14 protein-coding genes are annotated in these 18345 nt (G+C 36.2%); 7 read left to right on the top strand and 7 right to left on the bottom strand.

All coding sequences use genetic code 11. The features are described 5' to 3' along the window. The first annotated feature begins 42 nt into the window (after nucleotides 1-42). On the top strand, nucleotides 43-771 hold the full coding sequence (locus tag IPI31_17995) for a hypothetical protein (protein MBK7569715.1): 729 nt from the start codon (nucleotides 43-45) through the stop codon (nucleotides 769-771). Here IPI31_17995 and IPI31_17990 read toward each other — a convergent pair. After that, complete coding sequence (locus IPI31_17990) at nucleotides 768-1199, bottom strand: BrxA/BrxB family bacilliredoxin (protein ID MBK7569714.1); 432 nt, start codon at nucleotides 1197-1199, stop codon at nucleotides 768-770. The genes IPI31_17995 and IPI31_17990 overlap by 4 nt on opposite strands. Nucleotides 1200-1431: 232 nt before the next feature. Here IPI31_17990 and IPI31_17985 point away from each other — a divergent pair, with 232 nt between their 5' ends. Together IPI31_17985 and IPI31_17980 are read left to right on the top strand one after the other, a co-directional pair. Further along, nucleotides 1432-2739, top strand: coding sequence for an adenosylhomocysteinase (locus IPI31_17985; protein ID MBK7569713.1), 1308 nt, complete (start codon nucleotides 1432-1434; stop codon nucleotides 2737-2739). A 156-nt stretch (nucleotides 2740-2895) separates the two neighbouring features. Further along, the gene (locus IPI31_17980) at nucleotides 2896-3612 is read left to right on the top strand and encodes a pyridoxine 5'-phosphate synthase (protein ID MBK7569712.1); all 717 of its coding nucleotides are present in this window, start codon (nucleotides 2896-2898) and stop codon (nucleotides 3610-3612) included. 24 nt (nucleotides 3613-3636) lie between these two features. On the opposite strand, the gene IPI31_17975 is transcribed toward IPI31_17980, so the two are convergent. Then, nucleotides 3637-4095, bottom strand: coding sequence for an SRPBCC family protein (locus tag IPI31_17975; GenBank protein ID MBK7569711.1), 459 nt, complete (start codon nucleotides 4093-4095; stop codon nucleotides 3637-3639). A gap of 721 nt (nucleotides 4096-4816) precedes the next feature. Further along, nucleotides 4817-5659 (bottom strand): Omp28-related outer membrane protein, encoded by an 843-nt coding sequence (locus tag IPI31_17970; protein ID MBK7569710.1) that lies wholly within the window; start codon nucleotides 5657-5659, stop codon nucleotides 4817-4819. Between the two features lie 141 nt (nucleotides 5660-5800). On the opposite strand from IPI31_17970, the gene IPI31_17965 reads away from it, so the two are divergent. After that, nucleotides 5801-7639, top strand: a complete 1839-nt coding sequence (locus IPI31_17965; protein ID MBK7569709.1) for a PQQ-dependent sugar dehydrogenase — start codon at nucleotides 5801-5803, stop codon at nucleotides 7637-7639. Nucleotides 7640-7653: 14 nt separating this feature from the next. Here IPI31_17965 and IPI31_17960 read toward each other — a convergent pair whose 3' ends face one another. Genes IPI31_17960 through IPI31_17950 form a run of 3 tightly spaced genes read right to left on the bottom strand, consistent with a single transcriptional unit; the run spans nucleotide 7654 to nucleotide 11358 of the window. Then, nucleotides 7654-8457 carry a hypothetical protein gene (locus tag IPI31_17960; protein ID MBK7569708.1) on the bottom strand — a complete coding sequence of 268 codons (804 nt, stop codon included), beginning with the start codon at nucleotides 8455-8457 and terminating at the stop codon, nucleotides 7654-7656. Then, nucleotides 8454-10697 carry a M48 family metallopeptidase gene (locus IPI31_17955; GenBank protein ID MBK7569707.1) on the bottom strand — a complete coding sequence of 748 codons (2244 nt, stop codon included), beginning with the start codon at nucleotides 10695-10697 and terminating at the stop codon, nucleotides 8454-8456. The genes IPI31_17960 and IPI31_17955 overlap by 4 nt, the downstream gene beginning before the upstream one ends. A 40-nt stretch (nucleotides 10698-10737) precedes the next feature. Then, nucleotides 10738-11358: a hypothetical protein gene (locus IPI31_17950; protein ID MBK7569706.1), complete on the bottom strand. Its 621-nt coding sequence runs from the start codon at nucleotides 11356-11358 to the stop codon at nucleotides 10738-10740. Nucleotides 11359-11511: 153 nt separating this feature from the next. On the opposite strand from IPI31_17950, the gene lon reads away from it, so the two are divergent. The 3 genes from lon (at nucleotide 11512) to IPI31_17935 (ending at nucleotide 16226) form a co-directional block, all read left to right on the top strand. Further along, on the top strand, nucleotides 11512-13950 hold the full coding sequence (gene lon / locus IPI31_17945; protein ID MBK7569705.1) for an endopeptidase La: 2439 nt from the start codon (nucleotides 11512-11514) through the stop codon (nucleotides 13948-13950). Between the two features lie 297 nt (nucleotides 13951-14247). After that, nucleotides 14248-15285, top strand: coding sequence for a type IX secretion system protein PorQ (gene porQ / locus IPI31_17940; GenBank protein MBK7569704.1), 1038 nt, complete (start codon nucleotides 14248-14250; stop codon nucleotides 15283-15285). 266 nt (nucleotides 15286-15551) lie between these two features. After that, a complete protein-coding gene (locus IPI31_17935) occupies nucleotides 15552-16226 on the top strand; it encodes a (d)CMP kinase (protein MBK7569703.1) in 675 nt (224 codons plus the stop codon). 680 nt (nucleotides 16227-16906) lie between these two features. Here IPI31_17935 and IPI31_17930 read toward each other — a convergent pair. Further along, nucleotides 16907-18163: an erythromycin esterase family protein gene (locus tag IPI31_17930; GenBank protein ID MBK7569702.1), complete on the bottom strand. Its 1257-nt coding sequence runs from the start codon at nucleotides 18161-18163 to the stop codon at nucleotides 16907-16909. Nucleotides 18164-18345 lie beyond the last annotated feature (182 nt).

Here is an 18345-nt window from a genome sequence, read left to right as displayed (position 1 = left end):
TGAATTAGTAGCGTTAAAATTATACAAAATAACTAATTTTGAATGTTGACAGCTGTAATTAAATATCTTCCGGTCGTATTTGTTTTATTTTCCTTTTTTAAAATGAAGGCGCAAAATGATACTTTATTGCCATGGGAATTGCAGTTGACCATGGGTAGTGCATTACCCTTGGAAATAAATAATATGAATGGAGCTGACCTGGATTTGGGTACAAATACTGAATTTTCAATCAATTATCATTTTTCTGATCAGTACTTTGCCTCTGTAAAATTTAGTTCTGCCAAACATGAGTTCAGTGATCAATATTCCCTAAATGCTTATCCTAAAGTTCGTACACATTATATTATTCCAATGATTGGAAAGTCTCAAACCATTGGTAAATTTCATTTTGAGGAAAGAATTGGATTTGGAATGTTTTATGCCAGGATTCCGGCTTATCTCTCCCAAAAAATAGGCGAATATTATTTTGGTAAATCAGCTGATGAAAGTCACACCTTTATTGGAGAGTTCAACTTTTTAACTGCATATAATTTTACAGAACGTTTTTCAGTGATAATGAATGTTGCATTAAAATATTCAGAAATAAATTGGAATATCAGATATAATGGTTTCGTTGAAACTGATCTCGGTCTTGATTATATTTTAACTGACAGTTACAAACAAAGAGTAATTTATTTTCCTGTAGCCATGTCGTTAGGTGTTGCCTACCATTTATATAAAAAGCCGCCTGTAGGCAGCTTTTTTTATAATTTATTAGATGCTCCTCTTTAATTATTGATCATCTCTCCACAGTGTTTTTCATAAGCACCAATAAGATCATTTGCTATCATCATGGCATTTCTTCCTTCAATTTGATGACGCTCGATAAAGTGCACTAATTTTCCATTTTTAAACAATGCGATACTTGGAGAACTCGGAGGATAAGGCAAAGTAAATCTTCTCGCCTCTGCTACAGCTTCCATATCAAATCCTGCAAAAACAGTGGCTAGTTTATCAGGAGTTTTTTCGTTTGTCAAACTCATTTTTACACCCGGTCTTGCCATTCCTGCAGCACAACCACAAACAGAATTTACCACTAATAAAAGGGTGCCTTCCGTATTTTTAATTGCATTCTGAACCGCCTCAGCCGATGTAAGGTCTTCAAACCCCGCATCTGTAAGCTCAGCCTTCATTGGTAATACTAATTCTTTTGGATACATTTTTTATTTTTTTACAAAGTTAAGCAATATGTCATTAGTCAGGAGACAATAGTCATTAGTCAATTGTCAATTGTCAATTGTCAATTGTCAATTTTGTTTGAACCACACCCCCCTATTTTTAGTTCATACATTGTGCATGGTTGATCTATTTTTTACCTTTGAGGGAAAATAGGATTTTCGTTTATTGCACATCGCAATTTGTTTTCACTAAAATACATAATCAATGGAAGTAATGACTGACAAAAAACTCCCTTACAAGGTAAAAGACATAACTCTTGCAGCCTGGGGACGTAAAGAAATTAAATTGGCTGAGGTTGAAATGCCCGGTCTTATGGCTATTCGTGAGGAGTATGGCCCATCCAAACCTCTCAAAGGCGCTCGTATCGCAGGGTGTTTGCATATGACCATCCAAACCGCTGTTCTTATCGAAACCCTTATAGAATTGGGGGCCGAGGTGCAATGGAGTTCTTGTAATATTTTCTCCACACAAGATCATGCTGCAGCTGCTATTGCCGCTGTTGGAATTCCTGTTTATGCCTGGAAAGGGGAAACATTGGAAGAATATGACTGGTGTATTGAACAAACCCTGTTTTTTGGCGAAAACAATGAGCCCTTAAACATGATCCTTGACGATGGTGGCGATCTTACCAACCTTGTTTTGGATAAATATCCGGAAATGGTTAAACATCTGAAAGGAATTTCGGAAGAAACCACAACAGGTGTTCATCGTCTTTATGGTCGTATGGAAAAAGGAACTTTACCCGTGCCTGCGATAAATGTAAACGATTCGGTTACAAAGTCGAAATTTGACAATAAATACGGATGTAAGGAATCGTTGGTGGATGCAATTCGCAGAGCTACAGATGTTATGATGGCAGGAAAAGTTGCCGTTGTTGCAGGATATGGCGATGTTGGAAAAGGCTCCGCACAATCGTTACAAGGAGCAGGTGCCCGTGTTATTATTACGGAAATTGATCCAATTTGTGCCCTACAGGCTGCAATGGACGGATTTGCTGTGAAAAGAATGGAGGATGCAGTGAAAGAAGCTGATATCATCGTTACTGCAACAGGAAATTGTGATATCATTTTAGGACATCATTTTAAATTGATGAAACACAATGCCATCGTTTGTAATATCGGTCACTTTGATGATGAAATTGATGTTGCATGGTTGAATACCAATTACATGGATTCCAAAGAAGAAATAAAACCTCAGGTTGATAAATATACTATCGATGGAAAGGACATTATTTTATTGGCAGAAGGAAGATTAGTGAATTTAGGTTGTGCAATGGGTCATCCATCTTTCGTTATGTCGAATTCTTTTTCAAATCAAACCTTAGCTCAAATTGAATTGTGGGTGCATGGCAATAAATATGAAAATAAAGTTTACACCTTGCCTAAACATCTCGACGAAAAAGTTGCTCGTTTGCATTTGAAAAAATTAAACGTACAACTTGAAGTATTAAATGATAAACAAGCAGATTATATCGGCGTCGACAAAAACGGCCCTTATAAACCTGAATACTACCGCTATTAAAGAGACGGTAGTATATAGTAGTTAGTAGTTAGAGGGGTCCACTTCTTACTACTAGCTACTATTTTTAAACCCATAACTTCCCATTATTTCGAAAAGCATCTTGGAGACTATCTATATACTAAATACTATATACTAAATACTGTATAAATACTATTCTTGACAAAATTATCCATCAACATAAACAAAATAGCTACCCTTCGCAATGCCCGTGGCGGCACCATTCCCAACGTAGTGCAATTTGCTATCGACTGCGAACGATTTGGTGCTGATGGAATTACCGTGCATCCAAGACCAGATGAACGACATATTACTTTGCAGGATGTTTATGATCTTAAAAAAGTAGTTACTACCGAATTTAATATTGAGGGATATCCCGATGCCCGTTTTATGGAGATGATAAAAAACATAAAACCTGCTCAGGCAACGCTTGTTCCCGATCCTCCTCATGTAATTACTTCCAATACCGGTTGGGATGTTATTAATAATATGCATGAATTAAAAGAAATTATTGCTACGATAAGATCCTATGGAGTGCGCGTTTCTCTTTTTTTAAATCCGGAATTACCTCAGGTGGAAGCTGCAGCATCAAGCGGAACCGATCGAATAGAGTTTTATACCGGACCATATGCGGAGGAATATATTTCAGATAAACACAAAGCAATATCCGATTATATTTCTGCAGCAGAACTCGCACATAAATTAGGTTTAGGAATAAATGCCGGTCATGATCTGAGCCTTATCAATCTAAAATATTTCAAACAAAATATTCCCCAACTCGCCGAAGTGTCTATCGGACATGCATTGATAAGTGATGCATTATATTATGGTATTGAAAATGCGTTACAATTATATAAACGTCAGCTTCAGGATTAAAATACAAAGAGAGATTTCTTTCTGTCAATTATTTTTATTTTCCGCTACAGATTTTAACACCTCGTTTCTTGTGAGCAGAAATCTTGTCATATATTTCTTAAGATAAATCGCATCAAAAATTTTACCTATAAATCCAAATGGAACACTGTATTCCAATTTATCTTTCATAATAGTTATTCCATTTTTTTCTTCAAAATAGTGTTGATGTTTCATTGATTTAAATGCACCTTTCAACATGATATCTTCAAAATAATGCGGCCGATCAAATTGAGTTATCCTAACAGTAAGTTTTTGCCTTATACCGAGATGTGTTGCTCTCCAGGTAATGGTATCATCCAATTCACACAGGCCGTTCATTCTTCCAGCAATTGCTTCTTCCCTGGTATTTTTTGTAGATAATTTATGTATATCAATATCTCTTGCAACATCAAAACAAATTTCAATTTTTGCATTAATTTCCGTTGTGAGATTAATAAGCGTCATAAAATATTAGCAAAGTTTTGTATGTATTAAATTAAATTTCGATTCAGTAAGAACAATTAAAGAGTGAATAATAAAAGTGGAGATTAACGTAATTTTCATACAAATTATGTCCTCAACCCTTGTCGAAACAATAAAATTAAAGTTTTTGTTTAAAGATTGGGATTGGGGGGTATTTATATAATCAAATTATACTTTCTACTAAATAATTGGCTTTGGCAATGATTTGCGATTATCCCTTCGCCTATTTTCCTCCGAATTTGTTTACGGAGAAGGAAGTGGGCATCAGCAGGTGGCTTTAATGTCCCTTATGCGCCGCCACATCAAAATAAAAGCACCAATGGTAGTGGAATTTGAGCGAAAATAAGCGCCACCATTATAAAAAATATTAATTTGATTTTGGATTTAATTTCACACGAAGCTGATAATTCCAGTTTCGTCGTGGCGCCTTTTTCGGTCCGGGTGGCAAGCATTAGGGACATTCAAGCCGCATGGTGAAGCCCTTGATTTTTGGCGCTACCTTTTGATCAAGCAAAAGGTAGCAAGGTTGATGTTACCGCAATTAATAAATCGGAACTGGATTTTGATTTTTAATATTATAAACGAACTTTTAAATGCATAATAATAAATTTGCAATGATACTTGCTCCCGAGAAAATGAATTTGATCCCAAATAAAAAACCCTCCGAAATAATTCCGGAGGGTTTTTTTAAGGTATTAATTAGTTATAAATGCGTTTCCTGTGCATTCACATAAGTATATTTTTCTGTAGCAGAATCATATTTCCAAACGATGGCAACACAATACATATTTTCCACTTTCCAATCATCTTCTTTTACAACCTGATAAGTTTTAGTAAATGATTGTCCGGTAACACCTGCACCAAAAATAAATTGTTCACCCCATGCACTTCCGTTAGAAGATGCGCGGATCAAATGATTATGCACCCAATTAGGATCAGATGGAGCTTCTGCAATTTGTTGTTCAGCAACAATGCCGTTTTCCATTAAATAAGCAGCAACAAAATAATCGCCCGTTACATCGGCAAACATTTTAGCGCTCACAGATATTGTAATAGAGGTAACGTTATCAGTTAAACCTGCAACAGCACCAGCTTCAGCCGGGCCACCAGAGATCTCTGAAGTAACAGCACCTGCGCCTGCAACACCATCAGAAAAAGAAGACTGGTTCCAAACATATAATGTTGGATAACCACCTACAATTCCTTCTGCTCCGTAATAATCAGTTAAAGCTGTAGATTCGGTTGTAGTAAGCTCATCGGTATTATGAATAGATAAAGCAATAGCGTTAGATCCTGATAATTGAATTGCTTCATCAAATTCAGGTCCGCCCCACTGGCCACAATAAGGGCACCATGTTGCTGTAAAGTCACCCATTAATGCGCGTCTCTGACTTGACGGAATAAAACATGAACCATCTTCATCGGTTGCATTAGGGTTATAGTTAATTGAAAAAGGGTCTGTACAACCTTTGATACGGTCTTTAGCACAGGAGGAGATAGCAAATACCGATGTTACGGCTATGGCTATTACAAGTATTTTTTTCATATTGGTGAATTATTGGTTTTAAATCCGATACTAAAGTAACAACTATTTCTGTATATACAAACATATTTACAAACAAATTTTACCCAAAGATTACAATCACTCCAGTTTGCTTACACGTATCTTTAGAAAAATTTTGAAAAGATGAAATGTCGTATACTGATCTTTGCTCTGATCCTGTTCCACATAAATTCGCTGAAATCTCAGCCCACCATAGCTTTAGAAGAATTCGCATCCGGATTTACTTTCCCGGTTGATGTTACAAATGCAGGCGACGAACGCATGTTTGTAGTAGAGCGAATCGGGTATATTAAGATCACCGATATGTTGGGAAATGTTTTCCCAAACGATTTTTTGGATATCCATGATCAAATAGAATCCGGGTACCAGGAACAGGGACTTTTAGGTCTGGCATTTCACCCCGACTATGCCACAAATGGTTTTTTTTATGTCAACTATATAGACAATGATGGTAATACGGTTGTTTCCAGATTTACAGTGAGTGCCACCGATCCCGACAGCGCGGATACTGCTTCCGAACTCATCATTTTTACTGCCGATCAGCCCTTTACCAATCACAATGGGGGATGTTTGAAGTTTGGATCGGATGGGTATTTATACATCGGATTAGGTGATGGCGGGTCTGCAGGTGATCCGGGTGACAGAGCGCAAAATCCTGAAAATAAATTAGGAAAAATGCACAGAATAGATGTGGATGCAGCAACTCCTTATGCAATTCCCGCAGATAATCCGTTTGCCACAGCAACCGATACCTTACCTGAAATTTGGGCAATAGGTTATAGAAATCCCTGGCGTTTTAGTTTCGACCAACTTAATGGAAATATGTGGATTGGTGATGTTGGACAAAATGTTTTGGAAGAAGTTGATTATGAACTTGCAGGTAGCGGTGGACATAATTATGGATGGAAATGTTATGAGGGATTTTCGGAATTTAACACTGATGAATGTGATGCAGATTCCACTTATGTTTTTCCTGTTTTAGATTATCCGCATAATTTTACTACAGGTGGATTTAGTATTTCTGGAGGTTTCGTTTATCGCGGTGATAATTATCCCGGTATGTACGGTTATTATTTATGCGCCGATTATGTTTCGGGAAATTGGTGGAGAGTTAATGCAGATGGTGGATTGCCGTGGATATATTCCAGAATGGATGATATACAAACTGATATATCCTCTTTTGGTGAGGATATGAATGCAGAATTATATTGTGCCGATTATGACGCCGGAATTATTTATCACATCACAGATGTTTGTGGTGATTTTATGATATCAACTTCGTCTATAGATTATCATTGTGGTGTAGAGGAAGGTTCGATCGATCTCACAGTAACTGCAGGCGAAGAACCATATACCTATGATTGGACGGATGGCTCAATAACAGAAGATATTAGTGGATTACTACCCGGAATGTATACCGTTGTTGTTACTGATAATTCCGGTTGTGAAAGAAGTGAAAGAGTTACAATAAATGAAATTCCTGCTTTTGTGGTTAATATTTCTGTATCCGGAAATGTTTTAACCGCGGATATCGGTTCAACATGGCAATGGTATTTGAATGGTACTGAAATACCTGGTGCAAATGCAATTTCCTATACTGCGACAGAGGATGGAAATTATTCCGTTTTAGTTACTGATGCAAATGCATGTAGTGTATTAAGCGAAGAAATAAATATAGTTTTAACTTCATTGTATGAAATTGAAGGTTTAAGTTCAGTGAGCTTATTTCCAAATCCTGTAAACACAAATATTAATTTGGAATTAATGTTTAACGGAAATGCTACAGTTGCATTAATTTCTTTAATTGATATTTTGGGAAACAAAATGTTTGAAGTAGAACATTATTTACACAATGGTAAAAACTCTTTTGAATTTGATCTGGCTAAATTTCCATCCGGAGTATATTATTTAAACATGAATGTAGAAGGAGAAAATATCAACCTCAGTTTAATTAAAAATTAAAATAGCAATACCTCTTATAAAATAAAATACCCGATCCCGAAATTAAAATTCATAAGGAAAGTACCTTGTACACGATCTATGGCGTGTTGTTCGTAAGTGGTTTCACCTTCACCGTAATTACCGTCAGAAGAAATGTCACTACTTCCTATTACCCAGCCAAATTGTGTGCTGAAATCGAATAATAATTTTTCGGTAAATGCCCAGGAATTTCCAAAGGTATAGAGCAAACCAAAAACCTTTTCATCCAATTGATAATTGAGGTCTTCAAATGTAGGAAGTATCAGCGATTCACCATATTCATAATAACGTGAAATGGTCGGGTCATAGGTATCAGACGACCATCCACCGGTAGAACCGCCTATCATTCCCACCATTAACTCAAATTTATTATAATTGCCTACAGGTGCAATTACACCTCTTCTTCCAAAGGGATAAAATTTTAAATAGAAGCTGGCAAAATTTGCGTTGAGTGTAACATCTCCAAAATAACTCGCCTCATCAAAATTGGAAAGATCAGTATTTAGATCAACAGAATAATACGCGTAGGGTATTTTAGTTGTGATATGTTTTACCGAACCTCCAATTGCAACTATTTTACTCAGAGTAAAATCAGTTGAAATATCGAAACGCGCATTAACTCCAATATTGGGCGCGGTAGAATTTCCTTCCTGATCCAATTCAAGATATCTTTTATTCAATGCCGGAGATAATGCGGTGGAGCCATATACCACCCATTTACTTCCCATGTAACCGGGGTTTTGAGTAATACCATTAATAACACAAAAAACAAAAAACAGATTTAGCAGGTTCCTTTTCATTTTTTATGTTTTGTTTTTATTTGTTGAAGCATATAATAAATATTGCTGTTCTGACTGGATTCGTTATCATTCACCTTTGTATTATTAAAATATTGCATTTCCACATTACCTGTTTTGCTGTTTACAACAAGTGTAAAATAAAAGGTATTGAAATTTGGTTTCAGCATATCGTAAATTAGAAATGGTGCAGCAGGATAAAATAAACACAATACGATCTTACCGCCAATATATCTTTCCTTTTCGCGAAAGGCAATAATTCCCATCCATGCAAAGTTGTCGATATTGTATTTTGTAGAAAGTTCAGCTAATTCGTCATTGGTTGTATTTATCATTTCAACGTCTTCGTCCAGATGATCCAGTTTTTCACTTATCCATCGGCTGAGTAAAGCAAGGTCGTTGAAAGTTTCTGCATCATTGGCTGCAATACCGTTGTGATCTACATATTCAACTTTTAAATCGAGTTTTCCTGCACTGGAATAAATTTTATCTTTTAATTCCAATCTCGCACTTTCTGCTGCCTCATATTCCACAGGATTTTTACTCCTCTCATCAATACTTACATACACGGGATCAACAACTAATATTTCGTTTAATCCAAGATTATATTCTATTTTGTTTTTATTCGATTTGTAATAGGAGATTTTTGTATCTTCTTCCTTTTTTTCTACATCAAAAAGGTTGGTAAAACTGAGATCATCCATATAATCAACAAAAGCAAATTTCCAATAGGTTACAGCAGTTTGGTCCTTTTTTTCTATTGTAACAGGTGTTTCCTTTTTTATTTTCTCGTATTTGGATTTTGCTTTTTCCACTTTTGGTTCTTCTTCAATGTCAACTGAAACGGAATCCTTTTCCTCTAATTTCGTTTTTACTTCCAATGCTTTCAATCTTTTTATGTCGTAAAAATCGGAAAGCATGGCGTCATTTTTATTTACGAGTTCGTCGGAGAGTTGTTTGCAAATATCAGTCATTTGTTTATTGGCAGGATCGGCAAGATGCGATTCCCAAGCGTGTTTTAATGCCAGAATATTAAGATCCACTTCCGGAATTTTATACATAAAATAAAATACCTGCTGCGAATTTCCCTCTACTTTTTTATAATATTTATGCCAGTCGGGAGTGGCGTCTGCATTGTGATACATGCTTAATCCGTATAAGGCTTGTGTCACAACATTTTTTAAATATTGGTTCGTAGAATCTTCCAGCAATAATAAATATGCCTGATAAATTGCATCCTCATATTCAATATCACTCAAATAAATTTCACAACCCTGATACCTGCATAATTTTTGAATATATCTGAATTTTTCTTCTCCGAGAATAAATGCTTGTCTGCCTTCATCTTTTATTTCCCGCGCGGCCAGAATCATAGCATTCCTTCTTTTTTTAATGTTGGGATGTGTGCTTTCTTCATCATCATAATCTTCTTCCGCAGTTATTACACTAACAGTATCAATAAAAAATTCCGAAGGAAAATTGTAGGAGCCATCATCAAAAAAAGTGGTATCAAATTCTACTTCATCAAAAGGAAGATATGAATACAATAATACATCAAATACTCCTTGCGCAGCTTCTGCACTATAATTCGTTTTTTTGAATAAATAAAGTCCGAGGTCATCAGCTTCACTTTCGAGTTCTTTAGAATAACGGAATTTTTCCAGATCACCTTCGCCGGCACCTAAACTTCTGTATATTCCTGATCCACGTTCTATACGCTGATTCTCCACATAATTATTAATGGCGTGTTTTTTAATAAAATGATTAAATTCATGGCAAAGTATAAATACTATTTGAGCTTCATTCTCTACCTGCGCAAGTAAACCTGTGGTAACTAATACTATTCCATTGTCGGCAGTAAATGCATTTACCTCATTGGATAGGAGGGTATAAATTCTGATGCTCTCTCTTGTATCCGGATCATCTTCAAATATAATATCCTTCAGTTCATTTAAATAATTGGTAACAGGATCTCCGAAAATTACCCGGCCACTGTGCAACATATCATCCATTAAAAAATTGGATTCCAACAAAAAAGTTTCCTGGTCTCTTCTTTCGCTGTTATTGCCCGAGGTAATATTTTCTCTGTCCTCGCGAAATTTTTCTGAAGATAATTTTGTAAAGTCTTCAGGCACTGTTCCAGCCGAACGCAAACTTTTGAATTGCTCAAAATCAACGCTTTGTGCAAATATTGTATTTATAACAAGGAAGCTAAAAAGGAAAGGGAGGAGTGGTCTTTTCATCTAATTAATAGTTTTCGAAAGCAATGATAAGGAATTAATATTAGTCAGGCGCATTTTCCACCACTTTGAAACCAATTTTTAATCCCAAATGAAAAAGTGGAACTACCTGTGTGGATGTGGTTCTGTCGTACAAATTAAACTGATCGGAATGATAATTATATCCATAACTATTTACGAGGGTATCCTTAAATCGCACCTGTAATCCGAATCCCAAAAATCCATTGATCTCAAAAATGTCTCTGGGAATAATATTGTAACCTGCCTTCCAGGAAAGACTGATGGCATGCATGGATTCTGTAATGTTAAATAGTTTGCCTTGTTCACTTTCATCCTCAAAATCAAGTTCATCAAAACTTAAAAATTTATAGGCAACTTCCATTTGATTGTAGTCAGTTTTAAGTGGATTCGGCCCTCTGGGAATTACGGACAACATCGAAAATTTAGCAAAAGGACCGTAGTAGTAAAAAATACCTGAGTTCAGAAGATTCTCATAGGTATCGGCAGTATACGAACCTTCAATATCGTTAATATATCCTGCGTTGATATCAAAAGCCCACTCCTCACTGAATCGGTATTGCAATCCCAGATTGTATTCCCCAACCAAAAAGTTGAATGGAAGCAGATAAATAAAGAGTTTTTTATAGAGAAGGGCTTCTACCATAATTTATGCAAATCTATCAAAATGTCAGTATAATTTCGTTTTTTGTCATGTTTTTCGAGTTCTGGAACCCCGTATATTTGTAAGGCATGACTATTGGAAGAGGGTCATCTTGCCTGTGAATTACCATTGGGCATTAGAAAAAGGGTTTGGAATATGAAAGAATTCGGATTTGATGATAATTTGTTTGCCCCTATGATGGATGATGATGTGGAGTTTATGCCCATTTTATCGTTGGAAGAGGATGATGATCAGGTTAAGATAGACTACCCTGAAACCATCGCCATTATGCCTTTGCGAAACACTGTTTTGTTTCCGGGAGTTGTTTTACCAATCACTGTAGGAAGAGAAAAATCCATAAAAGCCCTTCAAAATGCCTTTAAGGGCAACAAATTGATAGGCGTTTTGTCACAAATGGATGGAAGTATCGAAGATCCTGATATTTCCCAAATTCATAGAACCGGAACCATTGCACGTGTTATCAAACAATTAAAAATGCCCGATGGTAGCACTACAGTTATCATTCAGGGTAAAAAAAGGTTTGTTGTGAATGAATACACTACCGAAGAACCTTTTTTACAGGCAAAAATTACTTTACTGGAAGATAAGATCCACAACGATAAAAAGGAATTTACTGCGTTAGTTTCCACCATTAAAGATCTTGCATCTAATATTATCAAAATATCTCCGAATATTCCGCAGGAAGCAACAGTTGTTTTAAAAAATATTAATTCTCCGGTTTTTCTCATTCATTTTGTTTCTTCCAACTTACAAATTGATGTTGCGGATAAACAAAAATTATTGGAGACCGACGATCTGCATACACGCGCTCAATTAATTCTCGATCATTTGAATAATGAATTGCAAATGCTCGAATTAAAAAATAAAATTCAGAATAAAGTACGCACCGATCTGGATAAACAGCAACGCGATTATTTTCTCAATCAGCAAATGCGAACAATTCAGGAAGAGTTGGGAGGAAATGCGCAGGAGGAGGAAGTAAAAAGATATAAATTAAGAGCCACAGAAAAAAAATGGAATAAGAACGTTCAGGATGTTTTTAATAAGGAAATTGAAAAGTTACAACGGTTAAATCCGAATGCTGCCGAATACGGTGTAATTACCAATTATATCGAAATGCTTTTGGAACTTCCGTGGAACGAATTTACTGTTGATAATTTCGATCTTAAAAATGCCAAAACAACAATGGATGAAGATCATTTTGGTTTGGAAAAAGTGAAGGAAAGATTATTGGAATATCTTGCCGTTTTAAAATTAAAAGGTGATATGAAATCGCCGATATTATGTTTGGTAGGCCCTCCCGGTGTTGGTAAAACATCCTTGGGACAATCGCTGGCAAAGGCTTTAGGGAGAAAATACGTGCGCATGAGTTTGGGCGGTTTGCACGATGAAAGTGAAATTCGCGGACATAGAAAAACCTATATTGGTGCCATGCCGGGTAGAGTAGTGCAATCAATTAAAAGAGTTAAATCTTCCAATCCCGTTTTTATTTTAGATGAAATTGATAAAGTTGGAACAGATTTCCGAGGAGATCCATCCAGTGCATTATTGGAAGTTTTGGATCCGGAACAAAACAGTACTTTTTACGATAATTATTTGGAGCTTGAATACGATCTTTCTAAAGTATTATTTATTGCAACCGCAAATAATTTAAATACCATTCAACCCGCCTTGCGCGACAGGATGGAAATTATTTATGTGAGTGGATATTCCGGTGAAGAAAAAGTGCAAATTGCAAACAGGCATCTTGTTCCGAAGCAACGCAAAGAACACGGATTAAAACAAAAAGATGTTACATTAAATGATGCTGCGTTACAAAAAATAATTCAGGATTATACACGTGAAAGTGGTGTGCGAGATCTTGACAGACAAATTGCATCCATTATGCGCCGAATTGCAAAATCGGTGGTTACCAAAGAAAAATATAATAAAGCAATTAAACCTGCCGACATTGAAAAAATATTAGGTCCTACGAAATTTGATAAGGATTCTATATTTGAAATAAATCCTCCGGGTGTAGTTATCGGACTTGCATGGACCTCCGTTGGTGGTGATGTTTTATATATTGAAAGTTCGTTAAGTACCGGAAAAGGCACCTTACAACTCACAGGAAATCTCGGTGATGTAATGAAAGAAAGTGCATCCACGGCATTGAGTTATATTCGTTCGCATGCAGAACCGCTTGGTATCAAACCGGAAGTATTTGAAACAACAAATATTCACGTGCACGTTCCGGAGGGTGCAATTCCAAAAGATGGTCCGAGTGCAGGTATTACAATGTTAACTTCATTAGTTTCCGCATTTACCGGAAGAAGAGTAAAACAATATTTTGCCATGACCGGTGAAATTACCTTGCGCGGAAAAGTATTGCCTGTTGGTGGAATAAAAGAAAAAGTTTTAGCCGCAAAACGCATGGGAATAAAAGAGATCATCATGTGCAAAACAAATAAAAAAGACGTTCTCGAAATAAATCCCGAATATATTAAAGGCGTAAAGTTTCATTATGTTTCAACAATGATGGAGGTGATTGAAATTGCGCTCGAAAAAGCAGCTAAGGGGAAAAATAAAGGTTGAAGATAACATAGGGTGTAAAAAAAGAGGAACCCGCCAGTGGTCGGACAGGCACGGATGACGCTGATTTGGCGGATTTAAAAAGGATAAAAAAATATTAAGTTTCGGAGCGAGTGAGGCTCTCGCTCTTCGCGAGGGTCTCACTAACGCATCATACCTACTTCACCCACCCACTCACCAATTCCCACCCTACTCACCCAAACTCACTCTTCACCACTCCCCACTCACCACCTCATTCACTATCTTTGTCGAACAAAATTTTTCACACAATTTTACGTTTAGGGCAATAACCGGTTGAAAATGCGGATAGTTTTAGTTTTTCTTTTTACGTTTTGTTTCTTTTCTCTGCGCGCGCAGTTTGGCGGCAGTTATACCTATTCTTATTTAGGAATGTCGCCCTCTGCGAGGATAAGCGGGCTTTCTGGCTTGAATATCAGCACTTTTGATTATGATGTAGCCTTTGTTTTTCAGAACCCGGCCTTGTTGAATCCTTTGATGGATAAAAGATTGAGTTTGAGTCATGCACTCACTCCCGGAGTTATTAATCAGGGCACAGTCGGATATGCCAAAACGCTGGAAAATAAAAATATTACCATGGGTGGAGGATTACTTTACCGCGCCTATGGAACATTTAAACTCACCGAAGCAAACGGAGATCAATTGGGAACCTTTAGTGGGGGAGAATATGCAGCGCAGTGGGGAGCATCCTATGGTGTAAATAAGTTGCGATATGGTGTTAGTGTTAAAATGTTGTATTCGCAGCTGGAATCTTATAATTCTTTTGGAATGGCTGCTGATTTCGGAGCTGTGTATGTGGACACCGCAAGGTTATTTACCGCAGCTTTAGTAATGCGCAATGCCGGAACTCAGTTTAAACCTTTCACGGAAAATAATTATGAAGATCTACCCTTCGAAATTGATTTCGCCCTTTCTAAAAGATTAAAACATTTACCGCTTCGCATCAGTTTTACCCTGCACGATCTTCAATCAATTGATATTAGATATGATGATCCGAATGTTGTTTCTGATGTAAATATATTTGGAACTGATTCCACAGTTACAGAAAAAAAATACACCGTTGATAAAATTGCACAACATTTAAATATTGGAGGTGAATTTTATTTCGGAAAAAATTTTATGCTCCGCGGAGGATATGATCACATGACCAGAAAAGAAATGTCCATCGACACCCGAAGAGGACTCACCGGATTTTCACTCGGATTTGGATTAAAAATAAATAAATATTCCATCGACTACGGACATGAATTTTATTCGCAGGCAGGAGGAACAAATCATATTACGATCGCGGCGAATTTGAATGAGGTGTTTAAAAATTGACAATTGACAATGAAACAGCCGAAAAATAATTGAGAATGGAGAGTTGAGAATTGAGAATGAAACAGCCTCAATTGATGTGCCAATGAACAGCCAAAAAATGTACCAATGTACCAATGAACAGCCGAAAAAATTGAGAATTGGCAATTAATAATGGAACAGCCAAAAAATTAATAAAGAATAAAGAACAAGGAATAAAGAACATCTAACCATCCACGACCGAGTAATTTTCCTCCGTAGTGAACCCAGAACTCAGAACCCAGAACAAAATGAAAATAATTATCGCAATAGACGGTTATGCTGGTTGTGGAAAAAGTACTTTGGCGAAACAACTTGCGGAGGAACTGCTATATTTATTTTTAGATACGGGAGCGATGTATAGGGCAGTTACTTTGTATTTGTTGGAAAATGATATTGATTGGAATAATGAAATTCAATTGGGACCTGTTTTGGAAAAAATACAGATTGATTTTCAGTATGATGTTGCTGACGATAAATTTTTTACTGTTTTGAACGGTAAAAATGTAGAAGAGGAAATTCGTGGAATTGCTGTTTCGAATAAAGTGAGTGAGGTTGCTGCAGTTTCTTCCATCAGAAAATTTTTGGTTAAACAACAACAGGAGATCGGTAAACAAAAGGGAATTGTGATGGATGGAAGAGATATTGGCACCGTTGTGTTTCCCAATGCTGAATTAAAAATATTTGTGACTGCAAAAATGGAAGTTCGCGTTCAGCGGCGATTATTGGAATTGCAGTCGAATGGGATTATGGTGAGTGAGGATGATATCAGAAATAATTTAATAAAACGCGATCGCGAAGAAACAACACGTAGTGATAGTCCCCTAAAAAAAGCGGAGGATGCTATTGAGTTGGATAACTCTGACTTGTCTATGGAAGAACAATTACATTGGGCTTTGGCAAAAGTCAGAAATCTTCACAAATAAATTATTCAATTTATATTTTTGTTACCATCTTGAATGGTATGATTACAAGTTTTGTACTTTTTGGGGTCAGTGGTAAAAGTTGTGGAGTTGGGAACTTTTATAAAACAAATACTTTCTAATTAACTTGTTTTGTTTTAAGTTATAATTTAAGATTCCATCTACAATACGAGATTTTTGATCCTCCATAAAAGTTTACGGAGATGATTGCGGGCATCAGCATGTGGCTTTAATGTCCCTTATGCGCCGCCACATCAAAATAAAAGCACCAATGGTAGTGGAATTTGAGCGAAAATAAGCGCCACCATTATGAAAAATATTAATTTGAGTTTAGATTTAATTTCACACGAAGCTGATAATTCCAGTTTTGTTGTGGCGCCTTTTTCGGTCCGGGTGGCAAGCATTAGGGACATTCAAGCCGCATGGTGGAGCCCTTGACTTTTGGCGCTACCTTTTTGTCAAGAAAAAGGTAGCAAATTTGATGTAACCGTAATTGATCAACGGGAGTTGGATTTTGATCTTTAAATAAATATTTAAACTATTACAGCACTTATTATTCATTTGGAATAGAATGTTACTACCTAGAAAATGAATGTGACCCAAATTAATGCAAACAAGGGAAAAGTTCCATTAGTTAAAGCATCAATTAATGCACTGATATTTCGATAAGAGTATTGACAATACTACCTTAGATCTATACAAGGAAACATTGTTTTCATATAAAAATACCCATCATATTTTGTCATCCATGCTTCTTTGGAGTGTTCATGTAATTCCCCTTTCATTACGAATTTCTTATTGTGGTCACCCTTGAAATTTTTAAAGTCAATAAATCCATAATTATAGGTTTCATCCACCCAGCCTTCAAAGCTACGCTTTTTGTTTTCGGTGTAATAAATACGGTTGTCAGGTACTCTTCCTGTTGTTCCATTATAAGAAGTAAATCCGAGCACATAGGTTTGTGCTATTAATGCTGTATCTAATGACATAAATCCTCCCATGGAAGTTTCCCCGTAATACTTTTCCGTTTCATCCATGTATTGTTTTGAAATATGATAATTATGTGCCCAAATAATAATTTTTTCATTGGGATATTTTACATTGTTAAGCCAGGTAATATTTTTTGCCATTTGTAAATCTCTAATTTCATAGTTTTTATCACCTATGTCTATATCTTTGAATTCCTGATTGGCGGCCAATAAATTATCCATAATTAATACCCAAAAATCATCCATTTTTAATGTGGTTAACATCTCTGTTCTTATTTGACGGAAATAAAAATCGCACTTGGAATACAAATTGGAATCTGCATAGTGATTAGGCCAAGCTGTAGTGGAATCAATTAATGGCAAAATTTCTGAATTATACTTTTCATCTTGTACAATGGGTAATTTATAATGGCGCATCACGCTATCTAATTTTTCACGGAGTAAATAATAGGAATGGTTCATAAAAAGTTGGTTGTCGAAACCTGAAAGTTGTAATGGGTTTTCGGTAGAAAAGGTGGCCGGAATGTAATTAAAAAACAATTCCTGGCAGCCATCGCATGCCGTCCATAAAGGAAAGATATTACCCCTTATAAACGAATCAATGTCGTTGGAATTTTTATCCAAATTTTCCCATCCCTCATTTAAGGCAAAAAAATCGCTTTCAAAAGCCAGTACATTAAAGCCCTTTACTTCGTGCAAATATTTTATGAGCCAGGTTTTTGCAAGAAATGCTGCCGCATCGCCGTGGTCTTGTTCGCCCAGCATAACGATCTTGGCATCTCCAATTGCATTGCCGAAAGATTCAAGATCTGTGAAGTCGCCGGTGTAAGGATTGATGCGATCTATTTCAACAGTATTCTCTTTCACATATTCCTTAATAGAATTCTGTGACTGTATAGTACAGGAAGCCAAAAGGAGGATGATGGAAGTGATATGTGTAATTTTAGACATAGCACAAATTTAAATCCTAACTTGGAAATATCTTAACGATACATTGTAAAATTTGGATTTTTGAAAGTGGTTTTCAAATCCTATTCAAGACACTGCAAAATAAAACTTCTAGATAGTTTATTATTATTAACTCCAATTGCCTGCTTCAACTATTGCATATTTCAGGACTTTCCAATATTTCC

Source organism: Bacteroidota bacterium (assembly GCA_016706865.1).
In the GTDB taxonomy this organism is placed as follows: Bacteria; Bacteroidota; Bacteroidia; order Chitinophagales; family BACL12; genus UBA7236.
Note: the sequence above shows the minus strand (reverse complement) of the source record. Positions and strands in the feature narration are given on the sequence as shown.

Coding starts and splice junctions, on each gene's coding strand:
- IPI31_17995 (MBK7569715.1), top strand. CDS start 43: ATGTTGACAGCTGTAATTAAATATCTTCCGGTCGTATTTGTTTTATTT.
- IPI31_17990 (MBK7569714.1), bottom strand. CDS start 1,199: ATGTATCCAAAAGAATTAGTATTACCAATGAAGGCTGAGCTTACAGAT.
- IPI31_17985 (MBK7569713.1), top strand. CDS start 1,432: ATGACTGACAAAAAACTCCCTTACAAGGTAAAAGACATAACTCTTGCA.
- IPI31_17975 (MBK7569711.1), bottom strand. CDS start 4,095: ATGACGCTTATTAATCTCACAACGGAAATTAATGCAAAAATTGAAATT.
- IPI31_17970 (MBK7569710.1), bottom strand. CDS start 5,659: ATGAAAAAAATACTTGTAATAGCCATAGCCGTAACATCGGTATTTGCT.
- IPI31_17965 (MBK7569709.1), top strand. CDS start 5,801: ATGAAATGTCGTATACTGATCTTTGCTCTGATCCTGTTCCACATAAAT.
- IPI31_17960 (MBK7569708.1), bottom strand. CDS start 8,457: ATGAAAAGGAACCTGCTAAATCTGTTTTTTGTTTTTTGTGTTATTAAT.
- IPI31_17955 (MBK7569707.1), bottom strand. CDS start 10,697: ATGAAAAGACCACTCCTCCCTTTCCTTTTTAGCTTCCTTGTTATAAAT.
- IPI31_17950 (MBK7569706.1), bottom strand. CDS start 11,358: ATGGTAGAAGCCCTTCTCTATAAAAAACTCTTTATTTATCTGCTTCCA.
- lon (MBK7569705.1), top strand. CDS start 11,512: ATGAAAGAATTCGGATTTGATGATAATTTGTTTGCCCCTATGATGGAT.
- porQ (MBK7569704.1), top strand. CDS start 14,248: ATGCGGATAGTTTTAGTTTTTCTTTTTACGTTTTGTTTCTTTTCTCTG.
- IPI31_17935 (MBK7569703.1), top strand. CDS start 15,552: ATGAAAATAATTATCGCAATAGACGGTTATGCTGGTTGTGGAAAAAGT.
- IPI31_17930 (MBK7569702.1), bottom strand. CDS start 18,163: ATGTCTAAAATTACACATATCACTTCCATCATCCTCCTTTTGGCTTCC.